Raw genomic sequence first — 16,250 nt, forward strand, 5'->3', positions numbered from 1 at the left:
GAGCCCACGGCGCTGGGCCCCTCGTCCAGTTCTAGTGTGCGTGGGCCACACCAGCGCCTCTTGGCACCCGCACGTTCTCGACCAGTTCCTGGATGTGTTCCGGCGGAGCGGCAGTTGCCCGCGATACCACGAACGCCACCACAAAGTGCAGGATCATGCCGAGCGTACCGATACCTTCCGGCGAAATACCAAACCACCAGATCGACGGATCCGTGTTGATGAACTTGGTATAGACGATATAGGTAAAGGTGAAGCTGAGACCCAGCACCATGCCGACGATGGCCCCCTCGCGGTTCATGCGCTTGTCGAAGATGCCAAGCAGAATGGCCGGGAAGAAGGAGGACGCCGCCAAGCCGAAGGCAAACGCCACCACCTGGGCCACAAAGCCCGGAGGATTGATGCCAAAGTAGCCGGCCACCACGACTGCCACCGCGGCAGCGCCACGAGCAGCCAGCAGCTCTCCCTTCTCGCTGAGGTTCGGGTTGATCTGCTTCTTGATCAGGTCATGGGACACAGCCGCCGAAATGACCAGCAACAGCCCGGCCGCGGTCGACAGTGCTGCCGCTACACCACCGGCCGCCATCAGCGCGATCACCCAGGCTGGCAAGCCACCGATCTCGGGGTTGGCCAGCACGATGATATCGCGATCGATATACACCTCGTTGGCGCTGTCGGTGGGTGCATTGGTGACCACCCGCTGACCGTAGCTACCCGTGGAGGCTTCTTCCAGGGGACCGCTCTCGAAGGTGGGCTTGCCCTCGAACGGCGCGCCTGGCCCCATCTGCACCCTGCCATCGTCGTTCTTGTCGAGCCAGCCGATCAGGCCCACCGTCTCCCAGCTCTTGAACCAGCCGGGAACCTCCTCGTAGCTTGTTTCATTCACGGTCTCGATGATGTTGGTGCGAGCGAATACCCCCACCGCCGGTGCAGTGGTATACAGCAAGGCGATGAACACCAGGGCCCAACCGGCGCTGACCCGCGCATCACGAACCCGCGGCACGGTGAAGAACCGCACGATGACGTGAGGCAGACCCGCCGTACCACACATCAGCGCAGCCGTGATGAAGAACACGTTGATCATCGGCTGACTACCGTCGGTATAGGGCGTGATACCGAGATCTGTCAGCAGGCCATCGAGACGATCAAGGATGTATTGACCGCTATCGTTACCTGCTGCATCAACGAAGGTCGCACCGAGGCCGGTCTGGGGCAGCACGTGACCGGTCATCATGATCGACAGAAACACCGCCGGTACAATGAAGGCGGTGATCAGCACGCAATACTGAGCCACCTGGGTATAGGTAATGCCCTTCATTCCCCCCAGTACCGCATAGAAGAAGACGATGACCATGCCGATGACAACGCCGAGGTTCACATCCACTTCGAGGAAGCGCGCGAAAACGATGCCAACACCTCGCATCTGTCCAGCCACGTAGGTGAACGAGACGAAGATGACGCAGATGACCGCTACGGTCCTCGCGATATTCGAGTAGTAACGGTCGCCGATGAAATCTGGCACCGTGAACTTTCCGAACTTGCGCAGGTAGGGAGCCAGCAGCATTGCCAGCATGACGTAGCCACCGGTCCAGCCCATCAGATAGACGGAGGCGTCATAGCCCAGGTAGGCGATCAACCCTGCCATCGAAATGAACGACGCCGCGGACATCCAGTCAGCTGCGGTCGCCATGCCATTGGCTGCGGGATGAACACCTCCCCCCGCCACATAGAAGTCCTTGGTGGAGCCGGCCCGCGACCAGATCGCGATACCGATGTAGAGAGCGAATGACGCCCCTACAAAGAGATAGGTAAGCAGTTGTACATCCATGGAATCAATTCCCGTTCATTGACGTTATTTTGCGGGTTTCACTGTTCGTGGACGTCGTACTCTTCATCGAGTCGATTCATCTTCCAGGCGTAGAAAATAATCAGCACGATGAAGGTGTAGATGGATCCCTGCTGTGCAAACCAGAAGCCTAACTTGAAGCCAAAGAAGCGGATGTTATTGAGCACATCCACCAGGAGAATGCCGAAGCCATAGGAGACGACAAACCAGACGGCAAGACAGCCAAGAATGGTTCTAATATTTCGTTTCCAGTAGGCCTGTGCGCTCTTGTCTAGCATAAGGCTACCCTCAAGAAGTGGTTTGTTCGCCAAATGCCCTGTCAGGCAGAGCTAAAAGGCTCGAACAAAAGACTAGTCAAAAGGGCTTTTAGAGGAACGATAACTTTAGTCGAAAATCATAAATGCAGTGCACCATGTTATGAGAAAATTCTTTTAATTCAATAAAATAAAAACATTCAACAAATATTAGCCGTTGGTCTATCACTACAAAGGTGCATTCCACCTTAGTCGCGATTCTCTGCCTTATTTTCCGGTAATCGACGTTGGTCGATACCACAGAAATCCATCGAGTCTGTGATATTCGCCTCAAGAGACACCCTGCGCCCCCTGCCTGGCGGCCTTCCGATACCCTAGAATGGCAGCTGACATCGAGGAGGTGCCCATGTTTGCCGGTTGGCTGTTGATCGTCGTTTCACTTCTCTACATTGCTGTGCTGTTCGCCATTGCCTGGCGCGGCGACCGGCGTGCCCGGCATCAGGGCGCAAGCCAGCGGCGCCCGCTGGTCTACAGTCTGGCTCTGGCGATCTACTGCACGTCATGGACGTTCCACGGCGCCGTCGGACAGGCCGCCACCTCTGGCTGGTCGTTTGCCAGCATCTTTGTCGGTCCGGTGCTCACCTTGCTGCTGTTCTGGCCTGTCCTGGCCAAGATGGTGCGCGTGGCCAAGCATCAGAACATCACCTCGATTGCCGACTTTATCGCCTCACGCTATGGCAAGACCCAGTCCCTGGCTGCTTTCGCGAGTCTGGTCGCATTGATCGGCACGTTGCCCTATATCGCCCTTCAGCTGAAGGCGGTGTCGACCTCCTTCGCGGTGCTGACCGACGCATCCGATATCACACGAGCCCCGCTGTTCGGAGACACGGCGTTTTATGTAGCGGTGGTCATGGCGATCTTTGCCATCCTCTTCGGCACTCGCCATACCGATGCCACCGAGCATCATGAGGGCCTGATTCATGCGGTGGCCTTCGAGTCACTGGTCAAGCTGGTGGCCTTCCTGGTACTCGGCGCCTATGTGACCTGGGGGATGTTCGACGGCCTGCAAGACCTGCTGACCCGCGCCGATATACACTTGCAACTCCAGCGCCAGCTGGCCCAGCAGGACTTCGGCCAGAGTTTCTGGGCCCAGACCTTGCTGGCGATGCTGGCCATTCTGTGCCTGCCTCGACAATTCCATGTCACCGTGGTGGAGAACACCCACCGCGACGACGCCGCCCGCGCTCGATGGCTGTTCCCGCTGTACCTGGTACTGTTCGCGTTCTTTGTACTGCCGCTGGCGGCGGCTGGCCTGACCACCTTTGCCGGCACTGACGTCGCGCCCGATACCTACGTCCTGTCGCTGCCGATGGCAGCGGACCAGGGCTGGCTCACACTGCTGACCTTCATCGGTGGATTCTCGGCCGCCACTGGCATGGTGATCGTCGCGGCGGTCGCCGTCTCCATCATGATATCCAACGAAATCGTGATTCCCGCCTTGTTCCGCATGCGCTGGTTTGACACCAAGCCGCGGGACTACGGACGTCTGGTGCTCAGGGCTCGCCGGATCACCATCGCGGTGATCCTGGCGATGGCCTACGGCTTCTATCAGCTGATCGGTGAATTCACCTCGCTAGCCTCGATCGGCATGCTCTCCTTTGCTGCTGCGGCGCAGTTCGCGCCGGCACTGATCGGGGGACTCTACTGGAAGCGTGGCAACCGTCTTGGCGTCATCGTCGGCATGAATGCCGGCTTCGCCATCTGGGCTTACACGCTGCTGCTGCCCGCCATGATCAACGCCGGCGTGCTCCCGGCTGACTGGCTCAGTGGCGGGCCGCTGGGGATTGCCTGGCTGTCGCCCACCTCGTTGTTCGGGCTGCATGTGGGCGATAACTTCACCCATGGCGTCATGCTGTCGCTGGGGATCAACCTGGTGGCCTACATCTTCGTGTCCCAGGTCACGCCCCAGCGCGTGGTGGAGCGCATTCAGGCCTCGCTGTTCGTGGACAGCGTCGAAACCCGTCAGACCTCGGTCAATCGTCCCTGGACCGGTGCCACCACGGTGGGCGACCTCAAGGTGCTATGCCAGCGATTCCTCAGCGCCGGCCAGGTCGACCGTGCCTTCAGCGACTACGCCCGTCGCAACGGCAAGGCACTGGAAGACAGCGCACGAGCGTCCATTGACGTGATCCAGTTCACCGAACGTTTTCTGGCATCCGTACTGGGTGCGTCCTCCGCCCGTATCGTGGTCAATTCCGCCCTGCAGGGTCGCGGCATCGGTATTTCCGACGTGATATCCATCGTCGATGAAGCGTCCCAGGTGCTGGAATTCAACCGCGCCCTGCTTCAGGCCACCATCGAGAACATCAACCAGGGCATCAGCGTGGTCGATCAGAACCTGCGCCTGGTGGTCTGGAATCAGCGTTACCTGGAACTGTTTCGCTTCCCGGACCATCTGATTCGTGTCGGCGCGCCCATCGACCGCATCTTTCGCTACAACGCCCATAATGGCGAATATGGCCCAGGTGACCCCGAAGAGCATGTCGAGCTATTGCTCGACAACATTCGCGAGGGACAACCACATCGCTACGTGCGCTACCGCCAGGACGGCAGCGTGCTGGAGGTCCAGGGCAATCCCATGCCCGGCGGAGGCTTCGTCTACACCTATCAGGACATCACCCAGCAGAAACGCACGGAAGAGGCGCTGATCCGTTCCGAGAACAACATCCGTATCTACACGGACAACGTGCCGGCATTGATCGCCTACTTCGACCGTGAGTGCCGCTACCTGTTTACCAACCGGGCCTACGAGCAAGCCTTCAGCATCAACCGCAACGAGGTGATCGGCAAGAAGGTCACCGACGTGATCCCGACCGACATGGCAGAGGAGCGCACGCCCTGGTTCAAGCGCACGCTGGCCGGAGAACGGGTCAGTTTCGAGGTCTCGCTGGACATCAGCGGTGAAGGGCTTCGCTACATGCTGGTGACCTACACCCCCCACTTCGGCGACAGTGGCGCCATCCTCGGTTTCTTCGCCCTGTACCAGGACATCACTGAACGCCGCCGAGCCGAGATTGCCCTTAAGGAAACCAACGAGACGCTGGAAGAGCGCGTGCGCTCCCGTACTCTGGCGCTGTCCGAGGCCAACTCGGCACTGCGCCAGGAAAACCGGGTCAGGGCCGAGGCGGAGCAGGCGCTGCGCCAGGCCAAGCAGGTGGCCGAAGATGCCAATGCCTCCAAGACCCGCTTCCTGGCGGCGGCCAGCCACGACCTGCTGCAGCCGCTCAATGCGGCGCGACTGTTCACGTCGGCCCTGTCCCAGGACATGGGGGCCGAGGACATGAAGCGCACCATCGGCCACATAGACAGCTCGCTGCAGTCTGCCGAGGAGCTCCTCGGCACCCTGCTGGACATCTCGAAGCTGGATGCCGGGGCGCTGACGCCGCGTCGCAGCCACTTCGCCCTGACCGATATCCTGCGGCCCCTGCAGGCCCAGTTTGCGGTAATGGCCGAGGACCGAGGTCTTGACCTGAAGGTGGTGGGCTCACGCCTGTGGGTCGACAGTGACAGCCAGATGCTCAGGCGCATCATCCAGAATTTTCTGTCGAACGCGATTCGCTACACCCAGGAGGGCCGCGTGCTGCTGGGTATCCGGCGACGGGGCGAACGTCTGTTGATCGAGGTGTGGGACAGCGGCCCTGGCATTCCAGAGGCCAAGCAAGCGGAGATCTTTCAGGAGTTCCGCCGGCTGGACCAGGCTTCCCGACACAAGGAAAGCGAAAAGGGACTGGGACTGGGGCTGTCGATTGCCGATCGCATGAGCCGGGTGCTCGATCATCCCATCCGCGTGCGCTCCTGGGTCGGTATCGGCACCGTGTTCTCGGTCAGCGTGCCGCGGGTCGAGGCCAAGGCCGAGGTCGCCGAGTCGGACAGCAAGCCCTCACGCAAGGTCGCCAGCAAGCTCGATGGCAAGCGCATTCTGTGTATCGACAACGAGTCGCTGATTCTCGAGGGCATGAAGGCGATGCTGTCGGGCTGGGGCTGCGAGGTCTTCACCGCCACCTCCATCGGCGGCGCCAAGTCGGTACTGCGACACCTGGATGGCGATCCTGACGCCATCCTGGCCGACTACCATCTGGACAATGAAGTCACTGGACTGATGGCACTGGATGCCCTGAGCGAGCGCCTCGAAGGAGAAGTACCCGGCATCGTGATTACTGCAGACCGTACCGAAGAGGTGGCAGAGGAGGTCCGTCGCGGTGGCTTCCAGCTGCTGCTCAAGCCGGTGCGGCCCGCGGCCCTGCGTGCGCTGTTGACGCGGACCCTGCAGGCCAGCCAGGCCCCTTCATGAGGTGCAGCAACGTGCAGGCAGCCTTGCCGCCGACATCCTTGACGGCGTTTGCCTGCAGACACATGGTGCACCAGCCCCGCGCGATAACCCCGCGGGGGCTGGTCTCAGGTACCACAGAAGGTTCTGAGCACGCGCTCGTCTCGCGTCGGGGGTGCCATCAGCCAGGCCTCGCTCGGCGCCTCATGGGGGCGCGTCACGGCGGCCAGCAATGACTCAAAGACGCTCAAGTCATCGTCGTCCACCGCGGCCCGGATGGCCTTCTCGACCAGGTGGTTGCGCGGGATCACCAGGGGATTGGCAGCGCTCAATCGCTGCCTCAGGGTTGGCGCGTCCACACCCTGTTGCTGCAGCCGCTGGCGCCAACGCGGCAGCCAGTCGTCAAGGCGATGACGTCGCTCGAATCCTTCGGCCAGGGTCTCGTCACCATCTTCCAGTGCGGCCGACAGACGGGCGAAGCCAAGGGTAAAGTCGGCATTGCCCTCCTCCATCGCCTTGAGCAGATCCTCGCCCAGGGCAAGATCATGGTCATCTGACTGGTCGTCTTGGCTATCGAGCCCCAGCTTGGCGCGTAGCACGGCGGTCCAGGCAGCATCATGCTGTTCGGCAAAGTTCTCGATCGACGCCGTGGCCAGCTCAACCGCGCGCTCCTGGTCGTCATCGATCAACGGCAGTAGCGTCTCGGCCAGGCGCGCCAGGTTCCACTGGGCGATGGCGGGCTGATTGTCCCAGGCATAACGGCCTCGCTCGTCGATGGAACTGAACACCCGGTGGGGATGAAAGGCGTCCATGAAGGCGCAGGGCCCGTAGTCGATGGTCTCACCGGAGATCGCGCAGTTGTCGGTGTTCATCACGCCATGGATGAAGCCAAGCCCCTTCCATTGGGCGATCAGACTGGCTTGACGCTCCACCACCGCGTCCAGCAGCGCCAGCGCCCTGCCTCCTTCCGTACTCTCGGCCGGTTGGGGCGCACTCTCGGCCAGATGTGGCGCACTTTTGGCCAGGTGTGGATAGTGACGCTCAATGCAGAAGTCCACCAACAGAGACAGGGCCTCGGTATCCCGCCGCGCGGCAAAGTACTGGAAAGTGCCCACGCGGATGTGGCTGGTTGCCACCCGCGTCAGCACCGCTCCCGGCTCCACCATCTGACGCACCACGGAATCGCCGCTGGCCACTGCTGCCAGTGCGCGTGTGGTAGGAACCCCCAGGGCGGCCATGGCCTCGGATACCAGGTATTCCCGTAGAACCGGCCCCAACGGGGCGCGGCCATCGCCTCCACGGGAGAACGGCGTGCGCCCGGCTCCCTTGAGTTGCACCTCCCGCAGCGTGCCATCCCGGTGCGTGAGCTCACCCAGCAACAGGGCACGGCCGTCTCCGAGTTGAGGCACGAAGTTACCGAACTGATGGCCAGCATAGGCAGTCGCCACAGGGCGGGCCCCCTCCGGCACCAGGTTGCCTCCCAGCACCTCGGCAAGCTGGTGATCATCCAAGGCATCCAGGTTCAGCCCCAACGCCTCGGCCAGGGGGCGATTGAACGCCAGCAAGCGTGGTGACGATACCGGCGTCGGTGACATCTCGGCTCGCATGCGATCCGGCAAGGACGCATAGCGCGCGGAAAAAGCGGGAAACATGACATACCCTCAGGCTAGCAATGACGCTGGGACCACCCTCGACCCCAGACGCGCCGTCGTCAAGCCTAGGACAGACGCTTCGTGGTGGAGAGGATCAGCAAGACAGGCCGCATTGTGCTTGATCACTGGCCAGACTCACCAGCAGGATCAGCGATCCGCGGTGGCTTCAAGCTTGCGCACACTGGATACGAAGTCGCTGAAACGCTCGCCCTGAATCAGCACGTGATCGCGCAAGATGCGCTCAGCGGCCTCCGCATCGCCAGCCGTAAGGGCGTCCAGCACAGCGCGATGCTCCTCCAGCGAACTCTGCATTCTGGAGCGCACCTGCAGCTGCAGCCGACGATAGGGTTTCAGCCTTTGCTTGAGCGACTGAGCCTCCTCGGCCAGGAAGGCGTTGTGACTGGCCGCATAGATAATGCTGTGAAAGGACTCGTTCTCATAATAGTAGGCGTCGCTGTCGCCGGTCTCGCTGGCTCTCTGGCAGCCCTCGAAGGCGGCCTGCAGCGCCTCAAGTTCCTCCGGGGTCATGCGCCGGGCGGCAAGACGGCCACACATGCCTTCCAGCTCCGCCATCACCTCGAACATCTCGATCAATCGCTCAAGCCCGAGCCGTGCCACAAAGGTGCCCTTCTTGGGATAGACGGTCACCAGACCACTGGCTACCAGCTGCTGGATGGCTTCTCGCACCGGCGTGCGCGATACCTTGTAGGCCTCGCACAGGGCCTCGGGGTCCAGGCGCTCACCCGGCGCGCGTCGACCGTTGATGATGTCGTCCTCTAGAGAGTCTCTCAAGCGCTGAGCGTTGGAGGTCTTGTTGCTCATGTCAGCATCCTCGCCGGCAAGCCTAACTCTGCCAGTTCATCGATTCATCGGCCCAACCGCCACCTTGGTCTAAGCCTGCCGCATTGACAGGAATATACCTGAGGGCTATTGATGTATACATCATAGCAAATGAAACATTTTTTACACCCTTTATCACCCGCCGTCCGCGGCACCCATCGCCACAATAACAACTCCTCAAGGAGACACCATGACACGCCACGCCTCCCCCGCTCATCCCGCTCGCTCGGCTGATTGCGATTGCACGACTCAGGACGCTCGCTCACTCCAGCAGGCTCGACCACGCTCAGGCACCAGGGCGCTGACGGTCGCCGCTTGCGTTGCGCTGTCGTCACTGGCCGTCAGCGCCTCGGCCAGCGCGGAAACCACGCTGCGGGTCTCTCACCAGTTTCCTGGCGGCCAGGGAGATGTCCGCGATGAAATGGTGCAACTGATGGCCAAGGAAGTGGAAGCTGCCGACGTTGACCTGGCCCTGCAGGTCTACCCCGGCCAGTCCCTGTTCAAGGCCAAGGAACAGTGGGGCGCCCTGGTGCGCGGTCGCCTCGACATGACCTCACTGCCGCTGGACTATGCCAGCGGGCGCCATCCTGAATTCTCCGCCACGCTGATGCCTGGCCTGGTGCGCAATCATGAACGCGCCCAGCGACTCAATGACTCGGCGTTCATGGACATGATCAAGCAGGTCATCCAGGACGCCGGTGCGCGGGTGCTGGCCGATGCCTGGCTGGCCGGTGGATTCGCCTCCAACAAGCAGTGCATCACCTCACCTGACACGGTGGCGGGGCAGACCATGCGCGCGGCAGGCCCGGCTTTCGATGAAATGCTGGCAACCGCGGGTGCTTCCATCGCCTCGATGCCATCGTCAGAGATTTACACCGCCATGCAGACCGGTGTCCTGGACGGTGCCAACACCTCGTCAGGCTCCTTCGTGTCCTACCGCATCTACGAGCAGGTCAACTGCCTGACAGCACCGGGGGAAAACGCCCTGTGGTTCATGTACGAGCCGATCCTGATCTCGGAGCAAAGCTGGAGTCGACTCGATGAGGCCCAGCAGCAGGCGTTGCTCGAGGCCGGTGAAAAGGCCGAGGCCTACTTTGCGGAACAGGCCGCCAAGCTGGATCAGACCATGGTGGACGTGTTCGAGGAAAATGGCGTGGACGTCGTGCAGATGTCCCAGGCGGACTATGACGCCTGGCTCGAGGTGGCCAAGGAGAGCGCCTACAAGAGCTTTGCCGAGAACGTGGACAACGGTCAGGCGCTGATCGACGCCGCTCTGGCCGTGGAATGAACCGAGGAAGGCGCGGCGTGATGCCGCGCCTTGCTGCTCGTTGCCGTCATGTCACCTCGGAGGCTCCATGTCCCATACTCACTCTCCCCCCCACGTCGAGGCCGCGACTGCTGCCTTGTCACGCCGCCACAGCGCCGGCCCCATCGGCGCGTTCTGTCGTGGCATGGACAGGCTCTCCATCGCCTTCGCCGTTGTCGCGGCGGCTGCACTGCTGCTGGGCGTGCTGGCCGTCTGTCATATGATCTTCGTGCGCTATCTGCTTGGCGAAAGCACCACCTGGCAGACCGAATTCGCCATCTTTTCGATCACCGGCGCCATGCTGCTGGGTTCCCCCTATGTGCTGCTCACCGGTGGCCAGGTGGCAGTCACCGTGCTGCCCGACGCCCTCAAGGGAGGCCTGAAGAGTGCCATGAACCTGGTCGCTGCGCTGTGCGGCCTGGGGTTCTGTATCGCCCTGGCCTTCGGCTCGTGGCTGTATCTGCTTGAGGCGTTCCACGGCGGCTGGACCACCGGCACGGTATGGAACCCTCCGCTGTGGCCAGCACTCGTTCCGCTGGCCCTCGGCTCGACCCTGCTGGCGATCCAGTATCTGGCAGACATTCTGGGAGGAGCGCGCTGATGGACCCCGTCACCAGCGGTATCCTTATTGTCACCGCACTATTCGTGCTGATGGCCATCGGCACCCCCATCGCCTTCGCCCTGAGCGGGGTCTCATTGGCCGCCCTGGTGCTTGATCAAGGCATGGGCGAGCTGACCTACTTCGGCGAGACCTTCTTCGGCAGCCTGGCCTCATTCGGCTTCGTCGCGATACCCATGTTCATCCTGATGGGGGCGGCCGTGGCATCGTCCCCCACCGGACGAGACCTCTACCGTTCACTGGATCTGTGGCTCGGCAAGGTGCCCGGTGGACTGGCCATCTCCAATATCGGCGCCTGCTCGATCTTCGCAGCGCTATCAGGTTCGTCTCCGGCCACCAGCGCAGCCATCGGCAAGCTGGGCATTCCCGAGATGCGCAAGCGCGGCTATCCGGATGGTGTCGCCGCGGGGTGTGTCGCAGCAGGGGGTACCCTGGGCATTCTGATTCCGCCTTCGGTCACCATGATCGTCTACGGGATTTCCACCGAGACGTCGATCGGCCGCCTGTTCATCGCCGGCGCCTTGCCCGGTGTCATGCTGGCGCTGCTGTTCATGGCCTGGACCCTTATCGCCTGCAAGCTGGCCGGTGGCTATCACGCCCCCAACCCAGTAGCGGAAGCCGCTCGCGAGCTCAAGGACAAGGTCGCCAGCAACGTCGAGCACAACCTCAAGGCACTGGTACGGGTGCTACCCTTCCTGGTCGTGGTCAGCGGCATCCTGTTCGCCCTCTACGGCGGTGTCGCCACGCCCTCAGAGGCCGCCGGAGCGGGTGCCTTCCTGTGCCTGGCACTGGCCATCGTGGTCTACCGCATGTGGCAGGTGAAGCCGCTCACCACCATCATGCGTGACGCGCTGCGGGAAAGCGTGATGATCATGCTGATCATTGCATGCGCCGAGATCTTTGCCTATGCGCTGTCGTCGCTGTTCATCACCCAGACCGTGGCCGAGGCCATCGCCAGTCTTGAGGTCAATCGCTGGGTGCTGATGGGCATCATCAACGTCTTTTTGCTGGTGGCCGGCTTCTTTCTGCCTCCGGTGGCAGTCATCGTCATGACGGCGCCGATTCTGCTGCCCATCATTCTGGCGGCCAACTTTGATCCCTACTGGTTCGCGGTCATTCTGACCATCAACCTGGAGATTGGCCTGATCACCCCGCCGGTGGGCCTCAACCTGTTCATCATCAAGGGGATAGCCCCAGATATCGCGCTCAAGGACATTCTGCTCGGTAGCCTGCCCTACGCTCTGTGCATGGTGCTGGGCATCATCCTTCTATGCATCTTTCCGGGCATTGCCACCTGGCTGCCTGACCTGATCATGGAAACCGCCGGCTGATCGGCTCCGCCCCAACGAGGTGTTTCTGATGAACTTCAGCTTTCTGCAGGAACTGTTGTCCAACATCACCCAGCGCGACGCCCTGCTGCGCAGGCGTAGCGATGGCCCACCGCTGGACCACTCCCAGGTGATCGACGCCTGTCATCGACTGCTGGCAAGCGACGGCGAAGCATCGAGCATTACCCTCGCCTGCCAGGCCCTGGATGCCTATGGGCGCCTGGGCGACGCCGAGAAGACCCGCTTCTTCCTGACCCTGACAGAGGAGTTCACCGCAGACCCCGACGCCGTGGATCGCGCCTACCAAGACTACCGTGTCGAGCGCGGCAACATGGCACTTCAGCGTTTGTTCGAGGCCTGCGAGCCCAGACGGCAGGAGCTGCTGCGTCGCCTCAACCTCACCACCGGCGGAACCCATGATCTGGTGCGCATGCGCGAGGATCTGCTGCCCAGGCTCAAGGACAACCCGGATCTCAGGGCGCTCGATGATGACTTTGCCCACCTGTTTGCCTCCTGGTTCAACCGGGGTTTTCTGGTCCTCAAGCGCATCGACTGGAACACCCCGGCGGCAGTGCTGGAGAAGATCATTCGCTACGAAGCGGTACACGAGATCTGCGACTGGAATGATCTGCGCCGCCGCCTGGATGCTCGTGACCGACGCTGTTTTGCCTTCTTTCACCCGGCCATCGGCGACGAGCCGCTGATCTTCGTCGAGGTCGCCTTGACCAAGGGACTGCCAGACCGCATCCAGCCGATTCTCGATGCCAACCACGAGGCCATCGAGGCGGAAGATGCCGACAGTGCCGCCTTCTTTGGCATCAGCAACTGTCAGGTGGGACTGCGCGGTATCTCCTTCGGCAACTTCTTGATCAAGCAGGTGGTGCAGGAGCTGAAGGCCGAGCTGCCCAGGCTCAAGCATTTCGTCACCCTCTCTCCCGTGCCTGGATTTCGCGCCTGGCTGGACGCCGAGCGCCAGCGGGAAGATGGCCGGCTGGACGATGACACCCAGACGCTGCTCAAGGAGCTCGATAGCGAAGGGTGGGAGGCAGACCCGGAGCGCGCCAAGACCCTGGGCGAGGCTATCCGCCCCCTGGCGGCCCACTACCTCACGAAAGAGCGCAACCCCAAGGGGCTGCCCCTCAACTCGGTCGCTCGCTTTCATCTCGGCAATGGCGCCGAGCTTCACCGCATCAACTGGCTAGGCGACACCTCGCGCCGCGGCCTGGCCCAGTTCGGCGGTCTGATGGTCAATTACCTTTACGTCCTCGATGACATCGAGGGCAATCACGAACGCTACTCCAGCGAAGGCACGGTCGCCTGCTCTTCCCAGGTCAAGGACCTGCGTCGGCGAGCACGCAAGCATCTCAAGGGAGATCCCGTCACATGAACCACAACCTCTTTGCCACCTTTGAAAAACGCATGCACGAGCGTGGCGATGCCCCCTTCATCACCACCCGGGAAGGTCGGGATTACCGTTACTCGGACGCCCTCGACATGGTGGCACGGCTGGCTGGCGCGCTGGTCGAGCTTGGCGTCGGCCCGGGGGACAGAGTCGCCGTGCAGGTCGACAAGAGCCCCGAGGCCATTTTGCTCTACCTGGCCAGCCTCAAGGTCGGCGCCGTCTACCTGCCGCTCAACACCGGCTATACCAGCGAGGAAATACGCTATTTTCTCGGCGACGCCGAGCCCGCGCTGTTCGTGTGTCGTCCGGCCTCACTCGACGCCGCCACTCAGGTCGCTTCATCCTGCGGCGACGTACGTGTGGTGTCGCTGGGCACTGCCGCCGACGGCGGACTGATGGACGTGGTCGCCGCGGCCTCACCCGTCACCGACTGCCTTGAGCGCGACGCCAACGATCTGGCCGCCATCCTGTACACCTCCGGCACCACGGGTCGTTCGAAGGGGGCCATGCTCAGCCACGGCAACCTTGGGTCGAATGCCGAGGCGCTGGTGTCTGCCTGGCGCTTTAGCGCAGACGACCGCCTCATCCATGCCCTGCCGATCTTCCACACCCACGGCCTGTTCGTGGCCTGCAACGTGATCCTGATGGCCGGTGCCAGCATGCGCTTCCTGCCCAAATTCGATGCGGATGTGGTGTTCGAAGAAATCGCACAGGGCACCACCATGATGGGTGTGCCGACCTTCTATACGCGCCTGCTGAAGGACCCTCGACTCACCCGTGAAGCCACCGCCAATATGCGCCTGTTCACCTCTGGCTCGGCGCCGCTGACCGCCGACACCCATGAGGCCTTCGAGGCGGCCACGGGCCATGCCATTCTCGAACGCTACGGCATGACCGAAACCAACATGAATACCTCGAACCCTTATGACGGCCAGCGTATCGCCGGCACCGTCGGGATGCCCTTGCCGGGGGTCGAGGTACGCATTACCGATCGCGAAGGCAAGCATCATGACGCGCTGCCCCAGGGCGAGATTGGCATGCTCGAGGTGCGTGGCCCCAACGTGTTTCAGGGATACTGGCGGATGCCGGAGAAGACCGCGGAGGAGCTGTTGGACGATGGCTTCTTCATCACCGGCGACCTGGCGTTGATCGACGAGCGAGGCTATGTGCAGATCGTTGGACGGGACAAGGACCTGGTGATCTCCGGGGGCTACAACGTCTACCCCAAGGAGGTCGAGGGCCATATCGACGAGCTCGGCGGCGTGCTCGAATCAGCGGTCATCGGGCTACCCCACCCGGATCTGGGCGAGGGCGTCACCGCCGTGGTCGTCCCGGCAGAAGGCGCCACACCGCAGGAAACCGAGATCATTGCCGCGCTGGCCGACAAGCTTGCGCGCTACAAGCAGCCGAAGCGGGTGTTCTTTGTCGACAGCCTGCCACGCAACACCATGGGCAAGGTGCAGAAGAACCAACTCAGAGAGCGCTTCAAGGATACCTACGCGGCCAGCTCATAGGCGCCATCTGTTCCCCTATGCTCGTTCATTCATAACACCCCGCAACGGCGCCCCATTGGGCGCCGTTGAGCGTTCGCGGGAGTCTCGGCGCCCATATATACTCACACCCACCAACGTTGTGGAGACCCTCCATGCAGCCTATGGTGCGTGCTGCTGCTCTGACCGGCTATCCGACCCTGCTCAGCGAGTTGGGAGGCAGTGCCCATCAGGCGCTGGCTCGCCTGTCCTTGCCTGGCGACTACCTTGACCGCCCCGACCGCCTTATTCCGGTGGCGACCAAGATCGACTTGCTCGAGCTGGGCGCTCAGCTCAGCGGCTGTCGCCATTTCGGCCTGCTGCTGGGACGCCACCAGAACATTTCCATGCTGGGCATGGTGGGTCTGCTGATTCAGCAGTGCGACACCCTGCGTGAGGCCATGGTCACCATTGCCGATCAGATCGGTCGGCATGTACAGGGCCTTGAGGTCAGACTGGAAGAGCGCGACGACCAGGCCCACTATCACTTCACCTATCGGGTTCCCGGCTACATCAGGCCATCACGCCAGCATAACGACAACACCCTGATGGGGGCCTACAACATCCTCACCTTCCTGTATGGCGAGCCCATCAAGCTGCGCGCCGTATACCTGTGTGGCGAAGAGCCCAAGGACCTGGAACCCTACACCCAGCAATTCCATGCCGCCCTGCGCTTCAACCATCCGGAGAACACTCTGGTCTTCGACCGGCATTGCCTTGACCACGCGATTGCCGGGGGCAGCCCCGCGCTGCGCAGACTGATCAACTCCTTGCTGCATCGTCACCGCTGGGACGATATCGAAAGCAAGGTGGAGTGGATCATCACCAACCTGCTGCCGCTGGATCAGGTCAGCCTGGAGGCGGTGGCCACGGCGCTGGATGTCCCACCGCGCACGCTGCAGGACCGGCTGCTCAAGCGAGGCCTTAGCTTTCAGCACTTGCTGGACCGGGTCCGCATGCGCAGCGCTCAGGTGTATATGCTGGACACCCACCTTAGCCTCACCGAGATCGCCGACCTGCTGGGCTATAGCCAGCTCAGCGCATTGACTCGCAGTTTCAAGCGCGTCATGGGCGAGAGTCCTGCCCAATGGCGACGAAAGCATAAGGCTGAAACGGCCAATATTGCGTCATTTGTCAAGTAACACGCGCC

At 62.0% G+C, this 16,250-nt stretch carries 11 protein-coding genes; 7 read left to right on the forward strand and 4 right to left on the reverse strand.

Features of this window, described 5'->3' with window-relative positions; genetic code table 11:
- Window positions 1–31: 31 nt before the first annotated feature.
- Together KUV72_RS05210 and KUV72_RS05215 are read right to left on the reverse strand one after the other, a co-directional pair.
- Window positions 32–1,825, reverse strand: a complete 1,794-nt coding sequence (locus KUV72_RS05210; protein WP_206941409.1) for a sodium:solute symporter family protein — start codon at window positions 1,823–1,825, stop codon at window positions 32–34.
- 38 nt (window positions 1,826–1,863) lie between these two features.
- On the reverse strand, window positions 1,864–2,121 hold the full coding sequence (locus KUV72_RS05215) for a DUF4212 domain-containing protein (RefSeq protein WP_206941410.1): 258 nt from the start codon (window positions 2,119–2,121) through the stop codon (window positions 1,864–1,866).
- A gap of 382 nt (window positions 2,122–2,503) precedes the next feature.
- Here KUV72_RS05215 and KUV72_RS05220 point away from each other — a divergent pair, with 382 nt between their 5' ends.
- The gene (locus KUV72_RS05220) at window positions 2,504–6,448 is read left to right on the forward strand and encodes a NahK/ErcS family hybrid sensor histidine kinase/response regulator (protein ID WP_222162694.1); all 3,945 of its coding nucleotides are present in this window, start codon (window positions 2,504–2,506) and stop codon (window positions 6,446–6,448) included.
- A 104-nt stretch (window positions 6,449–6,552) separates the two neighbouring features.
- Here the strand turns inward: KUV72_RS05220 and KUV72_RS05225 are convergent, their stop codons facing one another.
- Together KUV72_RS05225 and KUV72_RS05230 are read right to left on the reverse strand one after the other, a co-directional pair.
- Window positions 6,553–8,076 (reverse strand): protein adenylyltransferase SelO, encoded by a 1,524-nt coding sequence (locus KUV72_RS05225; RefSeq protein ID WP_222162693.1) that lies wholly within the window; start codon window positions 8,074–8,076, stop codon window positions 6,553–6,555.
- A 147-nt stretch (window positions 8,077–8,223) separates the two neighbouring features.
- Entirely contained in the window at window positions 8,224–8,898 is a 675-nt protein-coding gene (locus KUV72_RS05230) for a GntR family transcriptional regulator (RefSeq protein WP_222162692.1), read from the reverse strand.
- A gap of 208 nt (window positions 8,899–9,106) precedes the next feature.
- Between KUV72_RS05230 and dctP the strand changes: the two genes are divergently transcribed.
- The 6 genes from dctP (at window position 9,107) to KUV72_RS05260 (ending at window position 16,242) form a co-directional block, all read left to right on the forward strand.
- The gene (gene dctP / locus KUV72_RS05235) at window positions 9,107–10,204 is read left to right on the forward strand and encodes a TRAP transporter substrate-binding protein DctP (protein ID WP_222237651.1); all 1,098 of its coding nucleotides are present in this window, start codon (window positions 9,107–9,109) and stop codon (window positions 10,202–10,204) included.
- Between the two features lie 67 nt (window positions 10,205–10,271).
- Window positions 10,272–10,823 carry a TRAP transporter small permease gene (locus tag KUV72_RS05240; RefSeq protein WP_222237652.1) on the forward strand — a complete coding sequence of 184 codons (552 nt, stop codon included), beginning with the start codon at window positions 10,272–10,274 and terminating at the stop codon, window positions 10,821–10,823.
- A complete protein-coding gene (locus KUV72_RS05245; protein ID WP_222237653.1) occupies window positions 10,823–12,172 on the forward strand; it encodes a TRAP transporter large permease in 1,350 nt (449 codons plus the stop codon). The genes KUV72_RS05240 and KUV72_RS05245 overlap by 1 nt, the downstream gene beginning before the upstream one ends.
- Window positions 12,173–12,200: 28 nt before the next feature.
- Complete coding sequence (locus tag KUV72_RS05250) at window positions 12,201–13,556, forward strand: malonyl-CoA decarboxylase (RefSeq protein ID WP_222237654.1); 1,356 nt, start codon at window positions 12,201–12,203, stop codon at window positions 13,554–13,556.
- On the forward strand, window positions 13,553–15,085 hold the full coding sequence (locus KUV72_RS05255) for a malonate--CoA ligase (RefSeq protein ID WP_222237655.1): 1,533 nt from the start codon (window positions 13,553–13,555) through the stop codon (window positions 15,083–15,085). The genes KUV72_RS05250 and KUV72_RS05255 overlap by 4 nt, the downstream gene beginning before the upstream one ends.
- A gap of 131 nt (window positions 15,086–15,216) precedes the next feature.
- Window positions 15,217–16,242, forward strand: a complete 1,026-nt coding sequence (locus KUV72_RS05260; RefSeq protein WP_206941420.1) for an AraC family transcriptional regulator — start codon at window positions 15,217–15,219, stop codon at window positions 16,240–16,242.
- Window positions 16,243–16,250 lie beyond the last annotated feature (8 nt).

Origin of the sequence: Halomonas sp. DP4Y7-1 (assembly GCF_019800705.1) — a bacterium.
Classification (GTDB): Bacteria; Pseudomonadota; Gammaproteobacteria; order Pseudomonadales; family Halomonadaceae; genus Halomonas; species Halomonas litopenaei_A.